Below are 23,211 nucleotides of genomic sequence, written 5' to 3' on the forward strand. Positions count from 1 at the left end.
GTGTCTCGCACCCCCGCCCGGAACCGCTAGACGATGAGGTTCCTGATGACAACGTCCATCAGGATCCACACGCCTATGAGCAGCGCCAGGAACGCCAGATCAATCGATACAGTACCAAGCCTGAGAGTCGGAATCACCTTCCTCAACCCCTTCAGGGGAGGGTCGGTCACGCTGTAGACCGTCTCCAGCAGGGCCGCGGACTTCGGTCCGGGCTCCCAGCGGCGGGAGAACTGCACCACGACGCTGCACACCAGACGGGCCAGAAGGAAGAGGTAGAAAGCGAAGAGTGCCAGATAGATGAGCTGCAGTGCCAGGTTCACGGTTCGCAGTGTATCCCTCGGATCAAGGCTGGTTGAAGAACCCGCCCTCGGCGATCTTGGCCTTGTCCTCGGCCGTCACTTGAACATGAGGGGGCGAGAGCAAGAACACGCGATTGGTCACCCGCTCGAACGATCCCCGGGTGCCGAAGATGAGTCCGGCCGCGAAGTCGACCAAGCGCTTCGCGTCGGCCTCCTCCATCTCCGAGAGGTTCATGATGACCGGGGTGCCGTCGCGGTATCGCTCGCCGATCGTGCGCGCCTCGTTGTAGGTGGTCGGGTGCAGCGTCGTGATCCGGTAGTTCGCGTGGGACTCCTCTTCCGCCGGAACCGGCCGCACCGTGGCGGGCTCGGCCAGCGCGAGGTTGTCCCGCGTCAGGGTCTCGCGGACGCCGGTCTCGCGGGTGCCGCCCTCACGGGAGGACAGCGGGGTCACCGAACCGGAGCCGCGGTTGAGCTGGCGGACGGGACGGTCCTCGGACGCGGTCCGGCCGACCCGGCCGGTGGTGCGCTGCGCGCCCCGCACCCGCTGGGATGCCGTCTGCTGCCGTTCCTCGGCGAACTCGTCGTTCTCCTCGTAGCCGTTGCCGTAGCCGCGATCGTCCTCGTCCTCGATGAGGCCGAGCCAGATGCCTGCCTTCCGCATCGCGCCCATCGATCGTGCTCCCTCCTCGGGCCGCCCCTGTTGAGTCAGGTACGCGGTCTCATCCTAGCGCCGACTCCTTACACGGAGGTGTTTTTGCCCGACTAGTCAACCGTCATCGTGCGTCTGTCTGTCCCACTGCTGCCCCACACCTTACGCCATCGGTTCACGTTCGCCGAGCACGTTTCTTCCCAGTCTGACCATTGTGGCCCCCGCTCGTATCGCGTCGCGGTAGTCGCCGCTCATGCCCGCCGAGATCTCGGTGGCCCCGGCGTCGACGCGCCGTACGGTGTCCGAGCATCGGGCAAGCAGCGCAAAGGCTTCGGCCGGTTCCCAGCCGAGCGGCGCGACGGCCATGACCCCTTTGAGGGTGAGGGCGGGCGCGGCGGCGATCGCCTCGGCGAGGGGTTCGAGGTCCGCGACGGGCACGCCGCCGCGGACGGTGTCGCCGTCGAGGCTCACCTGAATGAGTGCGTTCAGGTTGCGGCCGTGGGTGCTCGCGGCGGCGTTGAGGGCGTTCGCGAGGGGGGCGCGGTCGACGGAGTGCACCCAGTCGGCGTAGGCGGCGACGGATTTCGCCTTGTTGCGCTGGAGCTGTCCCACGAAGTGCCACACCGGTTGCAGTCCGGCGGCGGCGAGTTCGGCGGCTTTCGGCGCGGCCTCCTGGTCGCGGTTCTCGCCGAGGTCGGCCTGGCCGAGTTCGACGAGCGCGGCGGCGTCGGCGGCGGGGAAGGTCTTGGTGACGGCGATGAGGCGGATCGAGTCCGGAGAGCGGCCGGCGTCGGAGCAGGCGGCCGCGATGGCCTCGCGCGTCCGGTTGAGGTTGTCCCGCAACTGGTCTCGGCGCGACTGGGTGGTCAAGAGTGAAGGTCCTAGCAATTCGATCGCGGGGTCTGCGGGTGCGTCGGCGAGCGCAGCGCCGGTGCGGCTCGCGAGTGCTCCTGCCGACGCGTGCGAGGCACGACTTGGTGCTGCCGAGGCCGACGGGCCGCCGAGACGTGTTGCCGCCCCGACGGTCCGCCGCCTAGAAGCCGTCTTTCAGGAAGGCCGGAACGTCGACGTCGTCGAACAGGACCTTGCCGTTGCTCGACTCGCGCTCGGGTTCGGGCTTGGTCTCGCGCACGGGCTCGGGCTTCTGCTCGGGCAGTGCGGAGATCCGGGTCGGCTGGGCGAGTTCGAATTCGGCCTCGTCCTCGACGTCGAATCCGGCGGCGATGACGGTCACGCGGGCCTCTTCGCCGAGGGCGTCGTCGATGACCGCGCCGAAGATGATGTTCGCGTCGGTGTGGGCGCAGTCGGAGACGAGCTCGGCCGCGTCGTTGATCTCGAACAGGCCGAGATCCGAACCGCCCGCGATGGAGAGGAGCACGCCGCGTGCGCCTTCCATGCTCTGCTCCAGCAGCGGCGATTCGATCGCGGCGCGGGCGGCTTCGACGGCGCGGTTCTCACCGCGGGCCGAGCCTATGCCCATGAGCGCCGAGCCCGCTCCGCTCATGACGCTCTTGACGTCGGCGAAGTCGAGGTTGATGAGGCCGGGCGTGGTGATGAGGTCCGTGATGCCCTGGACACCGGAGAGCAGCACCTGGTCGGCGAGGCGGAATGCGTCCATCATGGAGATGGAGCGGTCGCCGAGGTGCAGCAGCCGGTCGTTGGGGATCACGATGAGCGTGTCGCACTCGTTGCGCAGATCGTCTATTCCCGAGACCGCCTGGGTCTGGCGGCGCTTGCCCTCGAAGGCGAACGGCCGGGTGACCACGCCGATCGTGAGCGCGCCGAGCTTGCGGGCGATGTTGGCGATGACGGGCGCGCCACCGGTGCCGGTGCCGCCGCCCTCGCCGCAGGTCACGAACACCATGTCCGCTCCCTTGAGGACTTCCTCGATCTCGTCGCGGTGGTCCTCGCAGGCCTTCGCCCCGACTTCGGGGTTGGCGCCCGCGCCGAGACCGCGGGTCAGTTCGCGACCGACGTCGAGCTTGACGTCGGCGTCACTCATCAAGAGCGCCTGTGCATCGGTGTTGATCGCGATGAACTCGACGCCTTTGAGGCCCGCCTCGATCATCCGGTTGACAGCATTGACGCCGCCGCCCCCGACTCCAACGACTTTGATCACGGCGAGGTAGTTGTGCGGTGGTGTCATCGCTGCTGCCTTCCTTCCCCTTCGGCCCTGGGTACGGCAAACGGATGTGCGCGCACACCCGCTCCCCCCTTAACGCTAACTCACAGTGGGGGCATCTGGTGCGCTGACATCGACATGTTCGTACCCGCCGGCCAACAATCGATCGGCGACCTCGGCTTTCTGCTCGCTTTCCGAACCGTCGCCCCACCGGAGCGTCCGTCCATCTTCGAGATACAGGGTGACGCTCGCGGGGGACGGGGACTCCACGTGTTCGACCTCGTCGGCGAGGTCTGACGGGAGTGCCTGCAGCACTATGAGGGTCTCGATGGTCGCCAGGTCGTCCGGTCCCGGCTCGGCGAGCTCGACCCTCCAAATTGATCCCGGAGCGGTCGAGGTCTCGTCGAATACCACACCTTCGGAATCGACCATGAGAAAAGTCTCGTCGTCCACCGGTACGGCCATATAAGGCTCGCGTTCGGTGACGGCGATGCTCAGCGCGTCCGGCCACGCGCGGGTGACGTCGACGGATTTGACGGGGGCGAGCTTCGCGACCGCCGCCGCGATCGCATCGAGGTCGGCGCCGAGCACGGAGTCGCCCACCGCGTCTCGGCCGAGCGCGGCCACCGCTTCGGGGGTGAGGACGGAGGTCCCGGTGACCTCGATCCGCTTCACTTCGAACAGCGGTGTGGTCCATACGATCACGAAGGCCAGCGCGAGCAGCGCCAGGGCGCTGATCGAGATCCACCGCAACCGACGATCGGGAAGCTTGCGGCGCACCACGTGGACGAGCCGCCAGGGCCCGGGTTCGGACGTGTTCTCTGGGCCGCGCATGGGTCGATGATTCCATGTCGCGGGCGTTCGGCGGTGGCGGCTCGCCCGAGCCTTCAGATAAGGTAAGGCAAACCTTATCTATGAGGAGGAGTGCCGCGTGGCGACGCAGACCGAGGAATCGACCGAGTCCACCGTTCGGCCGTTCGAGCTGTTCCCCGTGGAAGTGCGGGCGCTGCGACGGCTGAGCCCCTCTTTCATACGGGTCACCTTCGCGGGCGCGACCCTGCGGCACTTCGCCGACAACGGCTACGATCAGCGGTTCAAACTCATCTTCCCCGCCCCGGCCTGCGGCTTCGACAAGATGCCCACGAGCGAGCGCTGGTACTCCGAGCTGCGGGCCCTCCCCGAAGCGGAGCAGTGCGGCGTCCGCACGTACACGGTGCGCGCCGTCCGGCGCGCGGCCGGCGAGGTCGACGTCGACATGGTCGTCCACGAGGCGCACGGCGACGAGGAGTGCGGCCCGGCGCTGCGCTGGCTCCGCGACGCGGCCGTGGGCGACGAGGTCCTGCTGCTCGGGCCCGACGCGCGCTGGGACGGCCCGCACGGCGGCGTCGACTTCCACGCCCCCGAGGGCGCGGAGCTCCTCATCGCGGGCGACGAGACGGCGGCCCCCGCGATCGCCGCGATCCTGGAGGACCTCCCGATCACCGCGCGCGGCAAGGCGTTCATCGAAGTCCCCGAGGCGGCGGACGTGCTCGACCTCGACACTCCCGAGGACGTCGAGGTCGTGTGGCTGCCGCGCGAAGGCGCGGCGTGGGGCGACAGGCTCGTCCCCGCGGTCACCGAAGCGGCCCGCGCCATGGACTTCGCCAAGAGCGGGCAGTTCGACGAGAACGAGGACGAGATGATCTGGGAGGCCCCGCAGGAGGTCGCCCGGTGTGAGGCCTACGTGTGGATCGCCGCCGAGACCGGCGTCGTCAAGACCCTCCGCTTCACCGTCCGCAAGGAACTCGGCCTCCCCAAGGAGTGCGGGGCGTTCATGGGCTACTGGCGCAATGGCGCCTCCTGGGACTAGCGCCCCTCGGAGTTGAATGCGGTCGTGTCGAGCTCGAAGTCGAACGGCTCGGGCACGTGCACGGGTTTGCCGAACTCGGCTGAGGTGCGCGACTGGTAGCCGTGCCTCGGTGACGGATCGGAGAACACCGTGAGCATCCGTTCCTTCATATCGAAGAGCAGATAAACCGGGACCCCCGCACGGCCGTAGATGACGGCCTTCGCAGTGAAGTCGTTCTTTCGGGTGGCGGGAGAGGTGAGTTCAGCGACCAGTGACAGTGCGGTACCTGGAAGCAGATTGGAATCGATGTCGACCATTTCGACATCCGCGACGCAGATGTCCGGGCCGAGAGCACCGGAATGCTCGGGGAAGACGAACAGGAAGGGCTCCGCGCCCGCCTCATGGCCTTCCGGCGCATGCTGATCGAGTTGACGGACGAGCGACTTCATCGGCCTGCGGTAAGAGCCCTTGGACCAGGGGGACACGACGATGTTCCTTCCGAAGACCTCTGCGTTGAAGCCGTCCATGTCCCAGTCACTCGCGGTGTTCAAGAGACGACGGAAGACAGCACGATCGTCATCATACGATTGCTCAGTGGTGTCCGGTTTTGGGAGGGTCATGGTCATCGTCGCCTCCTTGGCGGGCTCTGCCCTTGTTTGCGTACGCGGTTGCGTATCACCACTATAGGCCGAGCGGCGGGTGCGCGGCACCCGCCGCTCACGCAATTCGTCCTACCGCAGGAGGTCATCCGGCATGAGCTGGACGGGCGGGGCGCCCATGGTGACGACCACGTCGCCTTCGGCCGCGAGGGCCTTGACCGCGGCGGGCACGTCGTCCCATTCGGGGACGAAGACCTTGTCGGCGTCGGGGAGGTCCACGGCGTCCAGGAGCGCCCGGCCGCCCTGGCCCTCGGGGATCGTCTCGCCGGGGCCGAAGATCTCCATCACGACCGCCTTGTCCGCCAAGGAGAGCGCTTCGGCGATGTCAGCGCGCATCTCGACGGTGCGGTAGACGCGGTAGGGCATGAAGACCACGATGAGCCTGCCGGGCGCGGCGACCTCCTTGAGGGTCTTGATGGCCTCGGTCATCGCGGTCGGGTGGTAGGCGTACTCGTCGAAGACCGCGTACCCGTCCTTCTCGCCGCGCTTCTCGAAGCGGCGCTTGACGCCGCCGAACGCGGCGATGCCCGCGGCGATCGCGTCCGCCTCCAGGCCGACGTACAGTCCGGTGGCGATCGCGGCGGCCGAGTTGAGCGCGATGTGCTTGCCGGGCATCGGCAGATGGAAGCGGCCGAGCAGCTGGTTGTGCGCGAGGACGGTGTAGTCGACGCCGTCTTTGGTGGACTCGACCTCGCCGAGCTGGATGTCGGCGCCGTCCGAGAAGCCGTACGTGGCGACGGTGCGGCCCTCGGCGCGGAGCTTCTTGGCGAGCGCGAGCGTCCCCGGGCTGTCGGCGCAGAGGACGAGGAGCCCGTCCTTGTCCGTGTTGCGGCAGAAGCGCTCGAAGGCCTCCGTGAGGGATGCCATGTCGCCGTAAGTGTTCAGGTGGTCGACGTCGATGTTGGTGACGATGCCGATCTCGGGGCGGAAGCGCAGGAACGAGCGGTCGGACTCGTCGGCCTCGGCCACGAAGTACTCGCCGGTGCCGTGCGCGCCGGTGTGGGCGCCGATGTTCTCGCCGCCGTTCACATACGACGGATCGAGGCCGGCGTGCGCGAGCATCTGCGAGATGATCGCGGTCGTGGTGGTCTTGCCGTGGGTGCCGGTGACGACGATCGAGCGGCGGCCGGTCATGGCGGCGGCCAGCGCCTCGGAGCGGTGGTAGACGCGGATGCCGCGCCTGCGGGCCTCGGCCACTTCGAGGTGCTCGTCGTTGTGCGCGGTCGAGCGCACGACCGTGTCGATGCCGTCGAGGTTCGAGGGCACGTGCTCACGGTGGAGCGTGACGCCGAGGCGTTCGAGCTCGGGCAGGCTCGGCCAGTCCTTCAGCTCGGAGCCGGACACGGGCAGGCCGCGGGTGGCGTAGAGGCGGGTGAGGCCGTTCATGCCCACGCCGCCGACGCCGATGAACAGCGTGCGGCCGAGGTCTTCGGCCGTGATGCCCTCGTCGATCGGGCTCGTCAGGTCGTTGGGGTCGTCGCTCATGGCTGCTCCAGCACTTTCAGTGTGTAGTTGCGCAGCGCCTCGTCGCCGGTGCGGCTGCCGAACGCGGCCGAGGCCCGGGACATCGCCGCGACCCGGTGCGGGTCGGTGATGACCGGGATGAGGTTGGCCTCGATCCACGAGGGGTTGAGGTTCTCGTCGTCGCAGAACATCGCGCCGCCGGCGTCCACTACGGGCCCGGCGTTGCGGTACTGCTCCTTGTTGCCCCAGGGCATCGGGACGAAGACGGTGGGCACGCCGAGCGCGGAGACCTCCGCGACGGTCATGGAGCCGCCGCGGGCGAGCACCATGTCGGCGGCGGCGTAGCCGAGGTCCATGCGGTCGAGGTAGGGCAGGGTCCGGTACGGGACGGGCAGGCCCTCGGGGATGTGGATCGGCTCCTCGCGGCGGGCGCCGGTGATGTGCAGGACCTGGACGCCGCGGTGCGTGAGCGCTTGGGCGGCGCCGGAGACGGCGTTGTTGATCGAGGCCGCTCCCTGCGAGCCGCCGTAGACGAACAGCACGGGGCGGCGCGGGTCGAGACCGAAGTACTGGCAGGCCTGGGCGCGCATGGCGTTCCGGTCGAGGTGGGCGATCTCCGGCCGCAGGGGCACGCCGGTGATGGTGCCGTCGGCGAGGATCGGCGAGGCCTGCGGGAGGTGCGGGAAGCCGAGGGCGAGGTTGTCGCTGAACTTGAGCGCCATCTTGTTGGCGACCCCGGGCGGGTCGTTGAACTCGAAGATGACCATGGGGGTCTTGCGGCGCCACGCGGCGAGGTAGGCGGGGACGGCGACGTAGCCGCCGAAGCCGACCACGACGTCCGCCTGGACCTCGTCCATGATGTCGCGGGTGGCCTTCATGGCCTTGAGCATCCGCGGCGCGGTGAGCAGCAGGTCGAGGTTGATCTTGCGCGGCAGCTGATGGGCCGGGACGTTGCGCAGGTCGTAGCCCGCCTTGGGGATGAGGTCGTTCTCCAGGCCCTTCTCGGTGCCGAGGCAGGTGACGCGGACGTACGGGTCGTGCCGGCGGAGGCAGTCGGCGTAGGCCAGGAGCGGGTAGATGTGGCCGCCGGTGCCGCCGCCGGCGAGGACGACCGATCGAAGCTGAGGCAACGTCATGTCTTTCTGGTCGTAGTTTTCTTCTTGGAGGGCTCCGAGTCGGACTCGGAGCGGGGTGCGGGCGGCAGGGGGGCCCACAGCAAGCGTACGAGACGTGAGGGATTGCGGGCCCGCAGCGCCGTGGCGGCGTCGGGTTCGGCACGCGCGAACCCGGCGAGCATCCCGACCGCCGCGAGGATGACGACCAGCGCCGTCCCGCCGTCGGAGATGAACGGCAGCGGCACCCCGGTCATGGGGATGAGGCCGAGCACCCCGCCGATGTTGATGAAGGCCTGGCCCGCGATCCAGATGGTGACGCCCGCGGCGACGAGCGCCCGGAACGGGTCGTCGGAGCGGCGCGCGATGCGGAAGCCGGTGTAGACGAGCACGGCGAACAGCGCCAGGATCACCAGGCAGCCGACGACGCCCAGCTCCTCGGCGATGAGCGCGAAGATGAAGTCGTTGTGGCCGTTGGGGAGCCAGTCCCATTTCTGGCGGCTCTCGCCGAGGCCGACGCCGAACCAGCCGCCGTCAGCGATCGCGTAGTACCCCTGGATGGCCTGGTAGCCCCAGGTGTCGGCGAAGTCCTCGGGCCGCGAGAACGAGATGATGCGCTGCATCCGGTAGCCCTCGAACGCGATGAGGACCGCGGAGCCGAGCAGGCCCATGGCGACGAGCACGGCGAGGATGCGCAGCGGCACGCCCGAGGCCCACAGGAGGCCGAGGAACATCGCCAGGATGATGAGCATCGTGCCGAGGTCGGCGTAGCCGATGACGATGAGCAGCAGCCCGGCGATCGGGAACATCGGGATCGCGAGCTCGCGCCAGGACGCGATGCGCGGGCCGAGGCGCACCAGCGAGTCCGCGGCCCACAGGAGCAGCGCGAACTTGGCGATCTCGGCCGGCTGGAACTGGAAGGGCCCCAGGTCGATCCACAGCTGGTCGGTGGCGATGCCGCCGGTGGAGTCGCCTCCGGCGGCCTCCTGCTGCTTCTGGCGGATCGACAGGACGACCAGGACGAGTCCGAGCAGGATCGCGACCACCAGCAGCGGGCGCGACACCGCCCGGTAGGTGCGCGAGGGCAGGCGCTGGGCGACCCAGAAGCAGACCAGGCCCACCACGGCCCAGACGACCTGCTGGAGGATCACGGCGAACGCGTTCCCCGTGGCCTCGTAGGACTCGACCATGGTCGCCGAGAAGACCATCACGAGCCCGATGGTGAGCAGCAGTGCCGAGGAGGAGAGCAGCAGGTAGTACGAGGCCAGCGGCCGGTCGAGCAGACCGCGCAGCAACTCGGTGAACCCGCTCCTCACTCGGCCTCACCCTCGATCAGCGCACGTGCGGCGGCGGCGAACGCGTCGCCGCGGTGCGCGTAGGAGGTGAACATGTCGTAGGAGGCCCCGGCCGGGGAGAGGAGCACGGTGTCGCCCGGTTCGGCCAGTGCCGCCGCGTGCGAGGCGACTTCGGTCATCACCGCATCGTCCCGGCCCTCGAGGACGATGACGGGGAGGCCCGGGGCGTGTCGCGCCAGCGCGTCGGCCACGAGGGCCCGGTCCTGTCCGATGAGGACGGCGCCGCGCATCTTCGGGGCGTACTGGGAGACGAGGCCGTCGACGTCGACGCCTTTGAGCTGGCCGCCCGCGACCCACACGATCGAGTCGTAGGAGGCGAGCGCGGCCGCGGCGGCGTGCGGGTTGGTGGCCTTGGAGTCGTCGACCCAGGTGACGCCGCCGTGCTCGACGAGCGTGACGTTGCGGTGCGGTTCGGGCACGTACTTGCGCAGGGCGTCGCCGATGTCGGCGTGGGAGACGCCGACCTGGCGGGCGAGCGCCGCCGCCGCGAGGGCGTTGGCGACGTTGTGCCAGCCGGCCGGGTGGACGTCGTCGACCGAGCAGATCTGCACCGGCTCGGGTCCGGTGTAGTCGACCAGGAAGCCCAGGGCCACACCGAACTGGCCGCGCTCGGGGTGGTTGAGGGTGAACCCGGTGACCTCGGCGTCCGTGTGCTTGGCGAGGGCGACCACGGACGGGTCGTCGAGGTTGGCGACGGCCTGCCCGCCGCGCCAGACGGCGGCCTTGGCCTCGGCGTAGGCGTCGAAGCTCCCGTGCCAGTCGAGGTGGTCGGGGGCGAGGTTGAGCACGGCCCCGGCGGTCGGGGCGAGCTCGGAGGACCAGTGGAGCTGGTGGCTCGAGAGTTCGACGGCGAGCACGTCGAAGGGGCCGTTGGCGGTGTGGACGAGCGGGACGCCGATGTTGCCGACCGCGGCGGTGCGCAGGCCGGCGTGTTCGAGCATCGCGGCGAGCATCGTCGTGGTGGTGGTCTTGCCGTTGGTGCCGGTGACGGCGAGCCAGGTCGCGGCCCCGGGTTCGCGCAGGCGCCAGGCGAGCTCGGGCTCGGAGAACGCCTCGATCCCGGCCGCTTCCGCTGCGGTGGCGATCGGGTGGTGGGGCGGGAAGCCCGGCGAGAGCACCACCTGCTCGATCCCGTCGAGGAGCGCGGGGTCGAACGCGTCGGCGACCACGCAGGTGGCACCGCGGGCGGCGAGCGCCCGCATCCGCTCCGAGTCCTCGCGGTCGTAGACGGTGACCGTGGCGCCGCGGGAGAGGAGGACGTCGGCGCACGCGGCCCCGGCGACGCGGGCCCCCGCGACGAGCACGTTGCCGGCGATCCTCGCGCTCGGCGAGGCTTGCGGGTCGTCGATGGGCACGGTGCTACCCCGCGATCCGCAGGAAGTCGGCGAAGAAGAAGCCGAGAGCGATGGCGACGCCGATGCCGGCGATGATCCAGAACCGGACGACGATGGTCACTTCCGACCACCCGGCGAGCTCGAAGTGGTGCTGGATCGGCGACATGCGGAAGACTCTTCGGCCCGTGAGCTTGAACGAGGTCACCTGGATCATGACGCTGGCGGTCGTGATGACGAACAGGGCGCCGATGATCGGCAGGAGCAGGATCGTCTTGGAGGCGAAGGCGAGTCCGGCGATGAGCGCGCCGAGGCTGAGCGAACCGGAGTCGCCCATGAAGATCTGGGCGGGCGAGGTGTTCCACCACAGGAACCCGAACATGGCCCCGGCGGCGGCCCCGGCGATGAGGGCGAGCTCGAGCGGGTCGCGGACGTCGTAGCAGAGGTTGTCGGCGGGCTGGGCGCCGCCGCACCAGTGGCGGTACTCCCAGAAGCCGATGATCATGAACGCCAGGAAGGCCATCATGGAGGCGCCGGTGGCGAGGCCGTCGAGGCCGTCGGTGAGGTTGACGCCGTTGGCGGTGGCGTTGACGAGGAGGACGATCAGCAGGACCATGCCGACCTTGGTGAGGTTCGGGCCGATGTCGCTGGTGAAGGAGAGGTACGGGGTGGCGACGGTCTCGGAGATCTCTTTGGAGTCGATCGAGCCGGTGTAGTAGACGGCGAGGATGCCGAAGATCGTGGCGGCGATGGAGAGGCCGACGACCTTGGCCCGGCCGGAGATGCCGCCGGAGTGCTTGCGGCGGATCTTGAGCCAGTCGTCGATGAAGCCGACGAAGCCGCAGGCGACGAAGAGTCCGATGAGGACGATGCCGGTGGCGGTGAAGCCGGTGGGGCGGTTGAAGGTGACGCCGTTGACCCGCTCGGGCAGGGCCATGAGGACCAGGTGGCCGCAGATGTAGGCGAGCACGGTGGTGAAGATGAAGACGACGCCGCCCATGGTGGGGGTGCCGGCCTTGGCGAGGTGGGTCTGGGGGCCGTCGGTGCGGATGGGCTGTCCCGCCTTCAAACGGCGGAACAGCTTCGCCGCGAGCGGCGTGAGCGCCATGGTGAGCGCGAACGCCACGAACGCGGCGACGATTACGGCTCTCACTGGTCTGTGTCCTCCTTGGCGCGCAAGTGGTCGGCGACGTCCCAGGTCCGGTAGCGGGAGCCCTTCACCAGGACGGCGTCGCCGGGGCGCAGCCGGCTTTGCAGCAGCGCGATGGCTGCGGCTTGATCGGGTACGTGGGTAGCGGTGACGCCTTCGGCACCTTCGATGATGGGTTCGGTGCCTTCGGCGACGGCGATGACCTCGTCGATGCCGGCTTCGCGGACCTGTTCGCCGAGGCGGCGGTGGCAGGTCTCGCTCTGCTCTTCGAGGTCGGCCATGAGCCCGAGGACCGCGATGCGGCGGCCCTCGGTGGGGAGTTGCCCGAGGGTGCGGACGGCCGCGCCCATCGAGGCGGGGTTGGCGTTGTAGGAGTCGTCGATGACGGTGGTGCCATCGGGTCGGGTGAAGACGTCCATGCGGCGCTCGGACAGGCGGCCGGCTTCGGAGAGGCTCGCGGCGATCCGCTGCGGGCTCGCTCCGAGGCACCAGCCGACGGCCGCGGCGGCGAGCGCGTTGTACACGTGGTGAGCGCCCCACAGCTGCAGCCGGACTTCGGCGTGGCCGTCGGGCGTCCAGAGGGTGAAGCGGTGGCGGCCGTCGCCGGGCTCGATGTCCGCGGCCCAGAAGTCCGCGGGTTCGCTGATGCCGAAGCGCAGGACTTCGGCCGAGGTGCGGTCGGCCATGGCGGCGACGCGGTGGTCGTCGGCGTTGAGGATCGCGGTGCCGTCCGCGGTGAGGAAGCGCGGCAGCTCCGACTTGGCCTCGGCCGTGGTCTCGATGGAGCCGAAGCCGTCGAGGTGGGAGATGCCGACGTTGAGGACCACGCCGATCGTGGGCGGGGCGATCTCGCACAGCTGCGTGATGTGCCCGATGCCGCGCGCGGCGAGTTCGAGGACCAGGTATTCGGTGTCGGGTTCGACCCGGCAGACCGTGTAGGGGTGGCCGAGTTCGTTGTTGAAGTTGCCTTCGGTGGCCACGGTCGGACCGAGGTCGGCGCAGAGCTGGCCGATGAGGTCCTTCGTCGAGGTCTTGCCGTTGGAGCCGGTGACGCCGATGATCTTCGCCTTGGAGGCGGCGGCGACGTGCTTGGCGAGCTTCGTCAGGGCGTCGATGCCGTTGTCGACGTAGATCGCGGGCGTCTCGATCGGGCGGGTCGCGATCGTCGCGACGGCGCCTTGGGCGGCGGCCTTCGCGGCGAATTCGTGGCCGTCGACCTTGTCGCCGGGGATCGCCAGGAACAGTCCGCCGGGCCCGGCCTTGCGGGAGTCGTACTCGACGCCGCCGGTGACGACCGCTTCAGGATCGGCCGTCTCGCTGAGCTTGCCGTCCATGACGGCGGCGACCTGGGCAAGGCTCATGGGGATCACGCGGCGGTCTCCTCCTGTTGTGAGTGCGTGCGGTGTTCGGGACTATCACGCTTCAAGGTCGTGCGCCGGTTTCACCCTCGCGGCGTCGCGTAGCGCATGGGCCAGAAGTTCCCGGTCGTCGCTGGCGACGGGGCCCGCGGCGGTCTCGGTGACGGTCTCGTGGCCTTTGCCGAGGAGGGCGATGGTGTCACCGGGGACGGCGAGCGCGGCGGCCTCGTGGACGGCGGCGCCCCGCCCCGGAATATTACGGCAGGGGACGCCCTGGACGGCGGCCGCCACCTCGTCGCGGATGCGGGCCGGGTCCTCGGTGCGCGGGTTGTCGTCGGTGACGATGACCAGGTCGGCGGCGCGTGCGGCGGCAGCGCCCATGAGGGGGCGCTTGGAGCGGTCGCGGTCGCCGCCGGCGCCGAGGATGGCGATGACCTTGCCGGGGGTGGAGTCGCGGAGGGCTTCGAGGACGGCGGTGATGGCCTCGGGCTTGTGGGCGTAGTCGACGACGCCGCGGATCGGGTTGTCGCCGGAGACCAATTCCATGCGGCCGGGCACGCCGGTGCAGGAGGCGACCCCGGCGAGCGCGGTCGGGGTGTCGATGCCGGCGGCTTCGAGGAGGGCGACGGCGAGCGCGGCATTGGCGACGTTGTGGCGGCCGGGCATGTTGACCAGGCCTTCGCCCGATCCGTTCGGGGTCTTGAGGTGGAATCGCTGGGTGAAGCCGTCCGTCGCGATGTCGGAGGCGTAGTAGTCGGCGCCGGAGTCGGTGAGGGAGAACTCGAGGTTGCCGCGGCCGGCGAGGGTCGCGACGCGCTTGTCGTCGGCGTTGAGGACCTCGGTCTCGGCGCGGCCGTCGAAGAGGCGGGCCTTGGCGTCGAAGTAGTCGTCGAGGTCCGAGTGGAAGTCGAGGTGGTCGGTGCCGAACATGGTGAACCCGGCGGCGCGGAAGCGGCAGCCTTCGACACGGCCGAGCACGAGGGCGTGGCTGGAGACCTCCATGACCACGTCGGTGACCCCCTTCTCGAGGGCGACGGCGAGGAGGGCCTGGAGTTCGGGGGCTTCGGGGGTGGTGCGGGCGGATTCGATGCGCTCGCCCGCGATGCGGGTCTCGACCGTGCCGATGATCCCGGTGGTGCGTCCGGCGTAGGAGAGTCCGGCCTCGACCAGGTAGGCGGTGGAGGTCTTGCCGTTGGTGCCGGTGATGCCGAGGAGGTTCAGGTGCTCGGAGGGGCGGCCCCAGACGCGGGCGGCGACTTCGCCGGTGAGCGTGCGGGGGTCCTCGGTGACGAGGACCGGCAGGAGCCCTGCCGCGAGGGCGGCACCGCGTTCATCGGTGAGGACGGCGACCGCGCCGCGTTCGGCGGCCTGGGCGCAGAACTCGGCACCGTGGCGGTTGGCGCCGGGGAGGGCCGCGAAGAGGTCGCCGGGTTCCACGGCGTCCGCGGCGAGACTCACTCCGGTGACGTCGAAGCCCAGCTCCTTGGCCTCGGGGAGGAGATCGGCGAGGCCGTCGATTCGGTAGGGGACGGTCGTCTCAGGACGCGGAAAGCTCGGCACGGCCTGACCCTACACCGGCACGCACCGTCTGCGAGTCTTACACCGGCAGAGCCCACCGAAAGCGTTTACGCCGCTTCCGGCTCCGGGTGCTGGGCGTGGCCGATCGGGTTGCGGTCGTGCTCGTCGAGGTTGTCCGACCACGTGCCGAGGAGCTTGTCGAGCTCGGCGGCCTGGTCGCAGTTGATCGCGTCGAGGAACAGCTCCCGCACCAGCGAGAGGATGCAGGGCGCGGCGCGTTCGAGGCGCTCGGCGCCCGCTTCGGTGAGGTGCACCCAGATGCCGCGGTTGTCGCGCCCGCACTTCTTGCGCGAGACCAGGCCCATCTCGGAGAGTCTGTTGACCTGGTAGGTGACGGCGCTCTTCGCGGTCACGATGCGTTCGGCGAGGTCGCTCATGCGCATCGCGCGCCCGTCGCTGTCGGCCAGGCGCACCAGGATCTCGTACTGGGTGTGGGTGATGCCGTGCTGCTCCTGGAGCCGCCGGTCGATCTGGTGCTCGAGGCGGTGGGTGACGTGGAGGAACCGGGTCCACACGGTGTTCACGTCAGGTGCGAGCCAGCGGCTCTCGAAGTCTCCCGCGCTCATCGGCGGCCCTCCCCCCTCGGTTTCGGCACCCGCCCGGACGGCTGGTTCGAATTCGAACAATTCTATCAGGCGAAACGAATGGGGACCGCCGATGAGTAAGCCACGCCATAGCCCCCATCGGCAGTTGGTAGCGCCGCGACTACCAGTGGTCGCGCGGAATGACCCGTTGCATTCGAGGAATCCTTCCGTTCTACGCTGTACGCCGACCATCCCGTCCAATCGGCTCCGAGCAACCGAAGGACCCTCAAGCCTTGAACGCCGGCACGACCTCCCCCGCGCGCGCTCCGCGACCGTTCCTCAGCGGCGCCAAGCGCCTGCTCTCGCTCCCGATCGTGGCCCTCGCCGGCGTGGTGTTCCTGGTCGCACCCGCCTCGCAGTCCTCAGCGCAGGACGAGGAGGGGAACGTCTCGGACAAGCTCAGCGAGGCCATCTCGGACTACCTCGACGCACAGGACGAACTCGCCGCGCTGAAACAGCAGCAGGAGGACCTCGAGCAGGAGCTCAAGGACTCCGAGGCCGAGTCCGCCGCGCTGCAGGTCGAGCTCGAGGAGTACGCGTACGTAGCGTCCACGACCTCCGACCTCCAGTCCACGGCCGCGCTCATGGCCTCGGGCGACCCGCAGGACGCCATCGCCGCCATGGAGCTGCTGCAGTTCCTCGGCCAGTCCCGCGCCGTCCGGCTGGAAGAGCTGATCACCCGTCTCCAGGAGATCGAGGCGACCCGCCAGACCCTCGCGGACAACATCGACCAGCAGGAAGAGACCGCCGAGGAGATGGAGGACGCGCGCGACGCGGCCGCCCGCGAACTCGCGGCCTCCGGCGGCGACGACGCCGTGGGCCCCTCGGCTTCGGACGCGCCCGCGGCCGAACCCGCGCCCCGCAACTCGGACGGGTCGCTGCCCGGCGAAAGTTGCTCGGAGAACGACCCGACCACGAACGGCTGCCTGACCCCGCGCACGCTCCACGCCCTCGAACAGTCCCAGATCGTCGGCTTCACCCGCTACGTGAAGTGCTACCGGCCCTCCTCGTTCGGTGAGCACGGCAAAGGCCGGGCCTGCGACTACGCCGCCCAGCCCGACGGGTTCGGCGGCAACGCCGGCGGTGACGACTACGACTACGGGCAGAACCTCGCGGCCTGGTTCGTGGAGAACGCCCACGCGCTCGGCGTGCAGTACGTCATCTGGTACCGGCAGATTTGGACGCCCAGCAGCGGCTGGAAGTCCTACGGCGGCGCAGGTGGCGAACCCAACTCCGACCACACCAACCACGTGCACCTCAGCATTCGCTGACCTGCCCGGCCTTGACCTGGGACCGCATAGGTCACAGGTGCGAAGCAGACGACGCGTCGCCGCCCCTGTGTACCGTGGTGCCATGAGTTTCGGACCGTCCTCCCTCTCCCGCCGCGGCGCCCTGACCGCCGGCGGCCTCGCCGTGGTGGGTCTCGCCGCGGCCTGCACGAAGGAATCGGGCACCATCGGCGAAGGCGACGGCGACGCCTCCTCCGAGGCGCCCCAGAGCGCCGCGAAGGTGCAGATCACCCCCGCCGACGGCGCCACGGACGCGACCGCGGCCACCGAGATCTCCTGGACCGTCGAAGCCGGCGAGTTCAAGGAGTTCAAGCTGACCGACGCCGAAGGCGCCGAGGTCGAAGGGGCCATGCACCCCGACGGCACCACCTGGGTCCCCTCCAGCCCGCTCGCGTGGGAGGGCACCTACACGGCCACGGTCACCGCCGACGACGCGGAAGGCCTCACCGCCACCGCGACCTCGACGTTCACCACGATCGCCTCCCCGGGCAACCGGGTCTCGATCGAGAACTACCTGCCGAACCCGGACTCCACGGTCGGCATGGGCACCATCCTCGCGTTCCGCTTCTCCGGCTACGAGATCCCCGAAGACCTGCGGGCCTCGGTCGAACGGCGCCTCTTCGTCACCTCCGAGCCGGCCCAGGAAGGCTCCTGGCACTGGATCACCGGGCGGGCGCTGGAGTACCGGCCGAAGGAGTTCTGGCAGCCCAACACCAGCGTCTCGGTGCGACTCGCCCTCGGCGGACTCGACATCGGCGACGGCCGCTACGGCGAGTTCGACGCCGAGACGAGCTTCGCCATCGACGCTGAGGCGCGGTACCTGGAGGCGGACGACAATACGAAGCAGATGCGGGCCTTCCGTGACGGCTCGATCGTGCAGACCATCCCGATCTCCCTGGGCGCCAGGGAGATCGACGGCAACGACGCGCGATCGTTCTCCGGGACCATGACCATCATGAGCCGCGAGGAGGAGTCGACCTTCGTCTCCGACCTCTACGACTACGAGACCGACGTCAAGTGGGCGATGCGCCTGACCTTCTCCGGCCAGTTCATCCACGGCGCGCCCTGGGCGGCCGACCGGCTCGGCAAGTCCAACGGCTCCCACGGCTGCATCAACGTCTCCGACGAGATGGGCGAGTGGGTCTACAACTTCGTGCGCTGGGGCGACCCGGTGATCGTGAAGAACACCGGCCTCGACGTACCGCAGGGCGACGGCTTCACCGGCTGGAGCCTCGACTGGGACACGTTCAAGGCGGGCTCGGCACTGCAATCCTGAGCGAACGCGAAAGCCCGGCGAGCCGAAGCTCGCCGGGCTTTTCCGATGCCGCGTTCACACGGGTTCTTCGGTGCGGACCTTCGGGTCGGCGGCCTGCGGGTGCTCCGCGAGGATGCGGCGGTGCGCCCAGCGCTCCACGAAGAACGAGCCGATCGGGATCGTGCCGCCGAGCATGAGGCCCACCGTCTGCGGCCAGAACTTCCAACCCGCCTGCTGCGCGAGGTGGAAGGCGAGCACCAGGTAGACCATGTAGCAAAGTCCGTGGATCGGGCTGATCGCCGTCACCAGGAAGTCGTTGTCGCCGAAATACTTGAGCGGCATCGCCACGAACATGAGCAGGATCAGGAACGTGCCCACGATCCAGGCGACGATCCGGAAGCGTTTCAGAGCGGCGTTCATGCGTGGCTCCCATGGGACGGTTCGATATCGGTCTGCCGGGCCTTCAGGATGGCCGACTCAAAGGGCGAGGTCATCGGCGGCGGCTCGGGCTTCCCGCGACGAGACTCGGCGGGGCGGTCCTTGCGCAGTTCCAGACGCATCTGCCGGATCCACAGCACGAGCGTGAAGAGCGCGAAGAGCGGCCACTCGAAGGCGTAGCCCCAGCTGATGGCGTTGCCGCCCTGGGCGCGGGAGAGCTGCCACCAGCCGAGCAGCCCGAAGGCGACCGTCAACACCACTGCGAAGCAGTGGAGGACGATCCAGGGAGGCGTCAGCAACCGTCGCACAAGGCCCAGACTAAGGTGACCCACCCGATGTTGCCGATCGGGGGCCGGGCGTGGTGACATAGGCCGATGACTCAGGACCTGCCGCTGCCCGGCGCTGTGAAGGCGTACCCCGAACCCGATGCCGATGACGTGCGCGAACTCCTCATCGACTGGTGCGGCGCCGAGGCCGAGGACACCGACGACGCCGTGAAGGCCCTCGGCGCGCTCGACCTCGCCGCCCGCGAGACCGCCGACCGGCTCTACCAGTCCATCGCCGCGGACATGGGCGGGCGCAAATGGCTGTCGTGGCCCAAGGTCGCTGGACCGCACCCGCTGCTCGGCCTGTATCCGCTGCTCGCGGCGGTCCCGGACATGCTCGCCTACCACCGCGACCGCGGCATCGACGAGGAGCTCTCGCGTCGGCTGCTGCTCGACGTGGGCGAGAAGCTGCGGCTCAACCGGCGGATCTACGGCAGGGCCGGGCTCGACGTCGCGAACTGGTTCACCGGGCACGTGCGCGGGTCGCTCTACCAGCTCGGGCGGCTCCAGTTCTGCGTCGAGGGGGAAGACCCGAACCCGTTCGTGGGCATGCACATCCGCGGCGAAGGCGGGCCGCTCACGCTCGACGCCGTGCGCGACTCGGTCGAATGGGCGCTGGAGTTCTTCCCGGCGGTCTTCCCCGAGCGCTACGACGGCCCCGAGGACCTGGTGTTCAAATGCGAATCGTGGCTGCTCGACCCGCAGCTGCGCGACTGGCTGCCCGAGCGGTCGAACATCACCGGCTTCGGCGCCCTCTTCGACCTCGAAGGCCCCGGCGGGCCGGCCGGCAACCGAACCGACCTGTGGCGCTTCGTCTTCGCCCGCACCGAGGACACTCCGGTCGAGCAGCTGCCGCAGGACAACACGCTCCAGCGCTCGGTGCTCGCCGGGATCAAGGCGGACGTGCCGTGGCGCAGCCGCCTCGGCCGCCTGAACCTCGCCAGGCTGGGACTTTAGACCCGACGGCGTCCAACGGCCGCAGCACACTGCTTCGTGTGCTGCGGCCGTTCGGCGTCTACTCCCCCGAACGGGCCCGCTGCCAGGCCTCGCTCGCCACATAGTGGTTGTCGTACCGCTCGCCCGACGCCGGAATCTCGGCCGGGTCGGCCTCACCCGCGACGACGCGCTCGAGGAGCCGGTAGTAGTCGAAGCGGTCGGCGGCCGGGGTGAACACGGCCAGGACGTCGGCGTCATGCCCGGCGGCGGCGCCGAACGCGTGCGGCAGGCCCGCCGGGATCGTCACGAAATCGCCGGCCTCCAGGACGATGACCTCGTCGCCGGTGAGGACCTGGAGCCTGCCCGAGATGACGAACAGCGATTCGGTGGTGCCGGTGTGGAAATGCGAGGGCGCGCCGTCGCCGCCGTTCGGGAAGGTCGAGCGGTGGACCGAGAGGGCGCCGCCGGTCTGCGAGGAGTCGGCGAGCAGGGTCATGACCGACTGCTGGGCGTGGGCGAGCCGCTCGGCGGTGGCGGCGCGGGCGATGACGGGTGCGGGGACGGTGTCCATGGGTGCTCCTCTGGTGGGTGTTCCGGCCCTCGCCGGAACTCATATCTAGATATTACATGTCTAGATAAAGATTCGCAACCGCGGTCTCCATGCCGATATCCCAGCACAGTTCAGACGCAAACCAGGACAGCTAAAATCGAGGTATGAAGATCAGCGAAGGCGTCGAATGGGCCGCGCACTGCTGCCTGCTCCTGGACTGGATGGGCGTCGACGAGCCCGTGTCGACCGCCCGGCTCGCCGCCGGGTACGGCCTGCCGCCCGCGTACCTCAACAAGCAGCTGCAACCGCTCGTCAAGGCCGGCATCCTCACCTCCACCGCAGGCAAGAAGGGCGGCTTCCGTCTGGCCAAGAGCCTCAAGGACATCACCCTCATGGACGTCATGACCGCCATCGAAGGCCCCGCCGAGGCGTTCCAGTGCAAGGAGATCCGCCAACACGGCGTCTGGGGCGACGAACCCGCCTCGGCCTTCCGCGCACCATGCGCGATCGACACCGCCATGCGCGGCGCCGAACTCGAATGGCGACGGGCCCTCGCCGCGCAGAGCCTCGCCGCTATCCAGCAGAACGCCGAACTCCAGGCCCCGAGACTCCGCGCCCAGGTTCAAGAGTGGTACCGCGAGCCGAGGCCATAGGCTGTCGGTATGCGGATCGTCATCGCCGGGTCGAGCGGCTATCTCGGCAAGTCCCTGATGGAAGCCCTCGAAAGCGTCGGCGAGGGGCATGACCTCGTGCGGCTGGTGCGGCACAAGCCCGACGAGGAGAACGAGATCCTGTGGGACCCGTACAAGGGGCCACTGGACCCGCAGATCCTCGACGGCGTCGACGTCGTCGTGAACCTGTGCGGTGCGAACGTCGGCGGCCAGCGCTGGAACGCCGCGTACAAGAAGCGCATCGAGGCGAGCCGCGTGATACCGACCAGGGTCCTGGCCGAAGCGGTGGCGGCGGCCAACGTCCCGGCGCTGGTGAACGCCTCGGCCGCGGGCTGGTACGGCGACCGCGCGGACGTCGAGGTGGACGAATCGACCCCGGCGGCGGCCGACTTCCTCGGGCGGCTCTGCCTCAGGTGGGAGTCGGCGACGGCCCCCGCCGAGGAGGCGGGCGCGCGGGTCGTCCGGTTGCGGACGGGCCATGTGCTGGGCCCCGACAGCGTCCTGCTGGACCGCTTCGTGCCCGCGTGGAAGTGCTTCCTCGGTGGCCGCTTCGGCAGCGGCAGGCAGTACCTGCCGTGGATCTCCCTGCGCGACTGGGTGGGCGCGGCGGTCACGGCGATCGAGGACGAGTCCGTGCGCGGCCCCGTCAACATGGTCGGCCCGAATCCGACGACGAACCGCGAGTTCACGAAGGCGCTCGGCGCAGCGGTCCACCGCCCGACCCCGTGGATCATCCCGGGCTGGGCGGTCAAACTCGTCGCGGGAGAAGCCGCGATCGAACTGCTCCGCGGCGCCAAGATCAAACCGGGGGTCCTGCAGGCCAACGGATTCGAGTACCAGGACCAGACGGTCTTCGAGGCCTTGAGGTACGCCCTCAACGACTGACGAGTCCACATCGACGCAGCACACGAGACCGGTCCCCGATGTGGGGCCGGTCTCTTGCCCTTTTCGGACAGGGTCGGATCCGCTAAGTTGAACATGTTCAACTAACCCCTCGAAGGATCGCCGATGTCCGACCCCGAACCCCAGCCCCTCCAACACGCCCACCCACCCCGTCTTCACTGGCCCACCACGACCCGGCACGGTCGTCGCGACCCCGTCAGAGAGCCGGGACTGACGGTGCCTTCACAAGATCCGGTGGAACCCGACCGCCAGCCGCAAGCGACCGACCCCGAATCGCCGATCTTGGTTCAGCCTGTGCCCCATCCCAAGTGGCCGAAGGTCATCACCACCGTGCGGGTCCTCACCGGGTTGCAGGTCGCGCTGGTCATGATCCTCGGGAACTGTTCGTTCGGGGTTCCGCTCCTCGGCGCGATCGCCTGGATTACGACGCAATTCAGTGAGGACGCCGCCGATTTCGCGATCCTCTGGACCTGGGCAGTCGGCTTCGCCGCTATCTTCACCTACGCCTACTTCACCAACCGCTGGGCTGGCAGGGCGGACCGCCGGGCACGGACCACGATAATCATTGGAGCGGTGGTTCTGGTTAGCTTCACCGCTGTGGCCATTGCGGTCATTGGATGGGTGGATCGGGATCTGCTGATTTACGTCCTCCCCGCCGCCACACCTTCCTTGTTCATCCAGGCAATCGTCCTGCGGTGCGTCTACGGCCGCGAAGGCCGCCGCTGGTTCGAGGGCGAAGCATGACCGCCCCCTCGAAGACCCCAGAACGGCCCGGCACCGTCACCGCCGCTCAGGTGTTCGTCGCCTTACAAGCCGCCGCGCTCTTCTGCTGTGGCACGGTGCCGGCACTCGCCTGGTGGCCATCGTTCATGGCAGCCATCGCGTATTACCTGCCGGGCTTCAGCGAAGTGGATTCCCGGGTCTCGGTTGCAATGGTGGTGGTGCCGATCGGCGCCGCCGCCTACGCGACCGTCGTCATTCGGCGACTCGGTGACGGCGACCGTCGTGGACGGAGCTGGGTCGGGGCCGGGCTGGCGGCACTCATCGTTCTCGCCGTCGCCGGCGCGCTGCTCCTCTTTGCGATCGAAGGCGATGGGCACTTGCTCGCGCTCATCTCGGCGCTGCCCTCGATCCTGCTCCAGCTGCTCGCCTGGATGTGCACCCACTCCGAACCGACGGAGCGGTGGTTCCGCGAATGCGAGTCGTACCTGAGCGAACCGAACCAGCTCAGCGAGTCGGAGAACATCGGCGATGACCATGCTGGCTAACGGTCGAATACCGTGCCGCCGGAGGCGCACACCTTCCTCGAATGAGTTCGCCGACTCGTCTCCCGCCACGCATACGCAGCAGC

24 protein-coding genes and 1 pseudogene are annotated in these 23,211 nt (G+C 69.1%); 8 read left to right on the forward strand and 17 right to left on the reverse strand.

What is annotated here, in order from left to right:
- Positions 1-26 precede the first annotated feature (26 nt).
- The 5 genes and pseudogenes from JHY01_RS02320 to JHY01_RS02340 all read right to left on the reverse strand — a co-directional run bounded on the left by JHY01_RS02320 (position 27) and on the right by JHY01_RS02340 (position 3,907).
- The gene (locus JHY01_RS02320; RefSeq protein ID WP_205323966.1) at positions 27-320 is read right to left on the reverse strand and encodes a YggT family protein; all 294 of its coding nucleotides are present in this window, start codon (positions 318-320) and stop codon (positions 27-29) included.
- A 22-nt stretch (positions 321-342) separates the two neighbouring features.
- A complete protein-coding gene (locus tag JHY01_RS02325) occupies positions 343-972 on the reverse strand; it encodes a cell division protein SepF (RefSeq protein WP_205323967.1) in 630 nt (209 codons plus the stop codon).
- A 141-nt stretch (positions 973-1,113) separates the two neighbouring features.
- Positions 1,114-1,821, reverse strand: a complete 708-nt coding sequence (locus JHY01_RS02330) for a YggS family pyridoxal phosphate-dependent enzyme (RefSeq protein ID WP_205323968.1) — start codon at positions 1,819-1,821, stop codon at positions 1,114-1,116.
- A 330-nt stretch (positions 1,822-2,151) separates the two neighbouring features.
- Positions 2,152-3,097: pseudogene (ftsZ, locus tag JHY01_RS02335) on the reverse strand (cell division protein FtsZ); the annotation flags it as partial.
- A 75-nt stretch (positions 3,098-3,172) separates the two neighbouring features.
- The gene (locus JHY01_RS02340) at positions 3,173-3,907 is read right to left on the reverse strand and encodes a cell division protein FtsQ/DivIB (RefSeq protein ID WP_205323970.1); all 735 of its coding nucleotides are present in this window, start codon (positions 3,905-3,907) and stop codon (positions 3,173-3,175) included.
- Between the two features lie 97 nt (positions 3,908-4,004).
- Between JHY01_RS02340 and JHY01_RS02345 the strand changes: the two genes are divergently transcribed.
- Entirely contained in the window at positions 4,005-4,922 is a 918-nt protein-coding gene (locus JHY01_RS02345) for a siderophore-interacting protein (protein ID WP_205323971.1), read from the forward strand.
- On the opposite strand, the gene JHY01_RS02350 is transcribed toward JHY01_RS02345, so the two are convergent.
- From JHY01_RS02350 to JHY01_RS02390, 9 genes are all read right to left on the reverse strand, one after another.
- Positions 4,919-5,527, reverse strand: a complete 609-nt coding sequence (locus JHY01_RS02350; RefSeq protein WP_205323972.1) for a Uma2 family endonuclease — start codon at positions 5,525-5,527, stop codon at positions 4,919-4,921. The two genes, JHY01_RS02345 and JHY01_RS02350, sit on opposite strands and share 4 nt — an antisense overlap.
- Before the next feature lie 105 nt (positions 5,528-5,632).
- Complete coding sequence (gene murC / locus JHY01_RS02355) at positions 5,633-7,045, reverse strand: UDP-N-acetylmuramate--L-alanine ligase (protein ID WP_240192230.1); 1,413 nt, start codon at positions 7,043-7,045, stop codon at positions 5,633-5,635.
- Positions 7,042-8,154, reverse strand: a complete 1,113-nt coding sequence (locus JHY01_RS02360) for a glycosyltransferase (RefSeq protein ID WP_374199480.1) — start codon at positions 8,152-8,154, stop codon at positions 7,042-7,044. Before JHY01_RS02360 ends, murC begins: the two co-directional genes overlap by 4 nt.
- Before the next feature lie 2 nt (positions 8,155-8,156).
- A complete protein-coding gene (gene ftsW / locus JHY01_RS02365) occupies positions 8,157-9,452 on the reverse strand; it encodes a putative lipid II flippase FtsW (RefSeq protein ID WP_205323974.1) in 1,296 nt (431 codons plus the stop codon).
- The gene (murD, locus tag JHY01_RS02370) at positions 9,449-10,846 is read right to left on the reverse strand and encodes a UDP-N-acetylmuramoyl-L-alanine--D-glutamate ligase (RefSeq protein ID WP_307814166.1); all 1,398 of its coding nucleotides are present in this window, start codon (positions 10,844-10,846) and stop codon (positions 9,449-9,451) included. Before murD ends, ftsW begins: the two co-directional genes overlap by 4 nt.
- Positions 10,847-10,850: 4 nt before the next feature.
- Positions 10,851-11,975, reverse strand: coding sequence for a phospho-N-acetylmuramoyl-pentapeptide-transferase (mraY, locus tag JHY01_RS02375; protein ID WP_205323975.1), 1,125 nt, complete (start codon positions 11,973-11,975; stop codon positions 10,851-10,853).
- The gene (murF, locus tag JHY01_RS02380) at positions 11,972-13,342 is read right to left on the reverse strand and encodes a UDP-N-acetylmuramoyl-tripeptide--D-alanyl-D-alanine ligase (protein ID WP_205323976.1); all 1,371 of its coding nucleotides are present in this window, start codon (positions 13,340-13,342) and stop codon (positions 11,972-11,974) included. Before murF ends, mraY begins: the two co-directional genes overlap by 4 nt.
- Before the next feature lie 45 nt (positions 13,343-13,387).
- Positions 13,388-14,890, reverse strand: a complete 1,503-nt coding sequence (locus JHY01_RS02385; RefSeq protein ID WP_205323977.1) for a UDP-N-acetylmuramoyl-L-alanyl-D-glutamate--2,6-diaminopimelate ligase — start codon at positions 14,888-14,890, stop codon at positions 13,388-13,390.
- 65 nt (positions 14,891-14,955) lie between these two features.
- Positions 14,956-15,474: a MarR family winged helix-turn-helix transcriptional regulator gene (locus tag JHY01_RS02390; protein WP_205323978.1), complete on the reverse strand. Its 519-nt coding sequence runs from the start codon at positions 15,472-15,474 to the stop codon at positions 14,956-14,958.
- Between the two features lie 251 nt (positions 15,475-15,725).
- On the opposite strand from JHY01_RS02390, the gene JHY01_RS02395 reads away from it, so the two are divergent.
- Complete coding sequence (locus JHY01_RS02395; RefSeq protein ID WP_205323979.1) at positions 15,726-16,763, forward strand: hypothetical protein; 1,038 nt, start codon at positions 15,726-15,728, stop codon at positions 16,761-16,763.
- 82 nt (positions 16,764-16,845) lie between these two features.
- The gene (locus JHY01_RS02400) at positions 16,846-18,057 is read left to right on the forward strand and encodes an Ig-like domain-containing protein (RefSeq protein ID WP_205323980.1); all 1,212 of its coding nucleotides are present in this window, start codon (positions 16,846-16,848) and stop codon (positions 18,055-18,057) included.
- Between the two features lie 54 nt (positions 18,058-18,111).
- Here the strand turns inward: JHY01_RS02400 and JHY01_RS02405 are convergent, their stop codons facing one another.
- Positions 18,112-18,456, reverse strand: coding sequence for a DUF3817 domain-containing protein (locus JHY01_RS02405; protein WP_205323981.1), 345 nt, complete (start codon positions 18,454-18,456; stop codon positions 18,112-18,114).
- Positions 18,453-18,782 (reverse strand): hypothetical protein, encoded by a 330-nt coding sequence (locus tag JHY01_RS02410; protein WP_205323982.1) that lies wholly within the window; start codon positions 18,780-18,782, stop codon positions 18,453-18,455. The genes JHY01_RS02405 and JHY01_RS02410 overlap by 4 nt, the downstream gene beginning before the upstream one ends.
- Before the next feature lie 66 nt (positions 18,783-18,848).
- Here JHY01_RS02410 and JHY01_RS02415 point away from each other — a divergent pair, with 66 nt between their 5' ends.
- Positions 18,849-19,757 (forward strand): acyltransferase domain-containing protein, encoded by a 909-nt coding sequence (locus tag JHY01_RS02415; protein WP_205323983.1) that lies wholly within the window; start codon positions 18,849-18,851, stop codon positions 19,755-19,757.
- A gap of 58 nt (positions 19,758-19,815) precedes the next feature.
- On the opposite strand, the gene JHY01_RS02420 is transcribed toward JHY01_RS02415, so the two are convergent.
- Positions 19,816-20,307, reverse strand: coding sequence for a cupin domain-containing protein (locus JHY01_RS02420; protein ID WP_205323984.1), 492 nt, complete (start codon positions 20,305-20,307; stop codon positions 19,816-19,818).
- 143 nt (positions 20,308-20,450) lie between these two features.
- Here JHY01_RS02420 and JHY01_RS02425 point away from each other — a divergent pair, with 143 nt between their 5' ends.
- From JHY01_RS02425 to JHY01_RS02440, 4 genes are all read left to right on the forward strand, one after another.
- Positions 20,451-20,939 (forward strand): Rrf2 family transcriptional regulator, encoded by a 489-nt coding sequence (locus JHY01_RS02425; protein WP_205323985.1) that lies wholly within the window; start codon positions 20,451-20,453, stop codon positions 20,937-20,939.
- A gap of 9 nt (positions 20,940-20,948) precedes the next feature.
- Positions 20,949-21,842 (forward strand): TIGR01777 family oxidoreductase, encoded by an 894-nt coding sequence (locus JHY01_RS02430; RefSeq protein WP_205323986.1) that lies wholly within the window; start codon positions 20,949-20,951, stop codon positions 21,840-21,842.
- Between the two features lie 252 nt (positions 21,843-22,094).
- A complete protein-coding gene (locus tag JHY01_RS02435; protein ID WP_205323987.1) occupies positions 22,095-22,604 on the forward strand; it encodes a hypothetical protein in 510 nt (169 codons plus the stop codon).
- On the forward strand, positions 22,601-23,128 hold the full coding sequence (locus JHY01_RS02440; RefSeq protein ID WP_205323988.1) for a hypothetical protein: 528 nt from the start codon (positions 22,601-22,603) through the stop codon (positions 23,126-23,128). Before JHY01_RS02435 ends, JHY01_RS02440 begins: the two co-directional genes overlap by 4 nt.
- Positions 23,129-23,211 lie beyond the last annotated feature (83 nt).

Origin of the sequence: Glycomyces sp. YM15 (genome assembly GCF_016918015.1) — a bacterium.
GTDB lineage: Bacteria > Actinomycetota > Actinomycetes > Mycobacteriales > Micromonosporaceae > Glycomyces.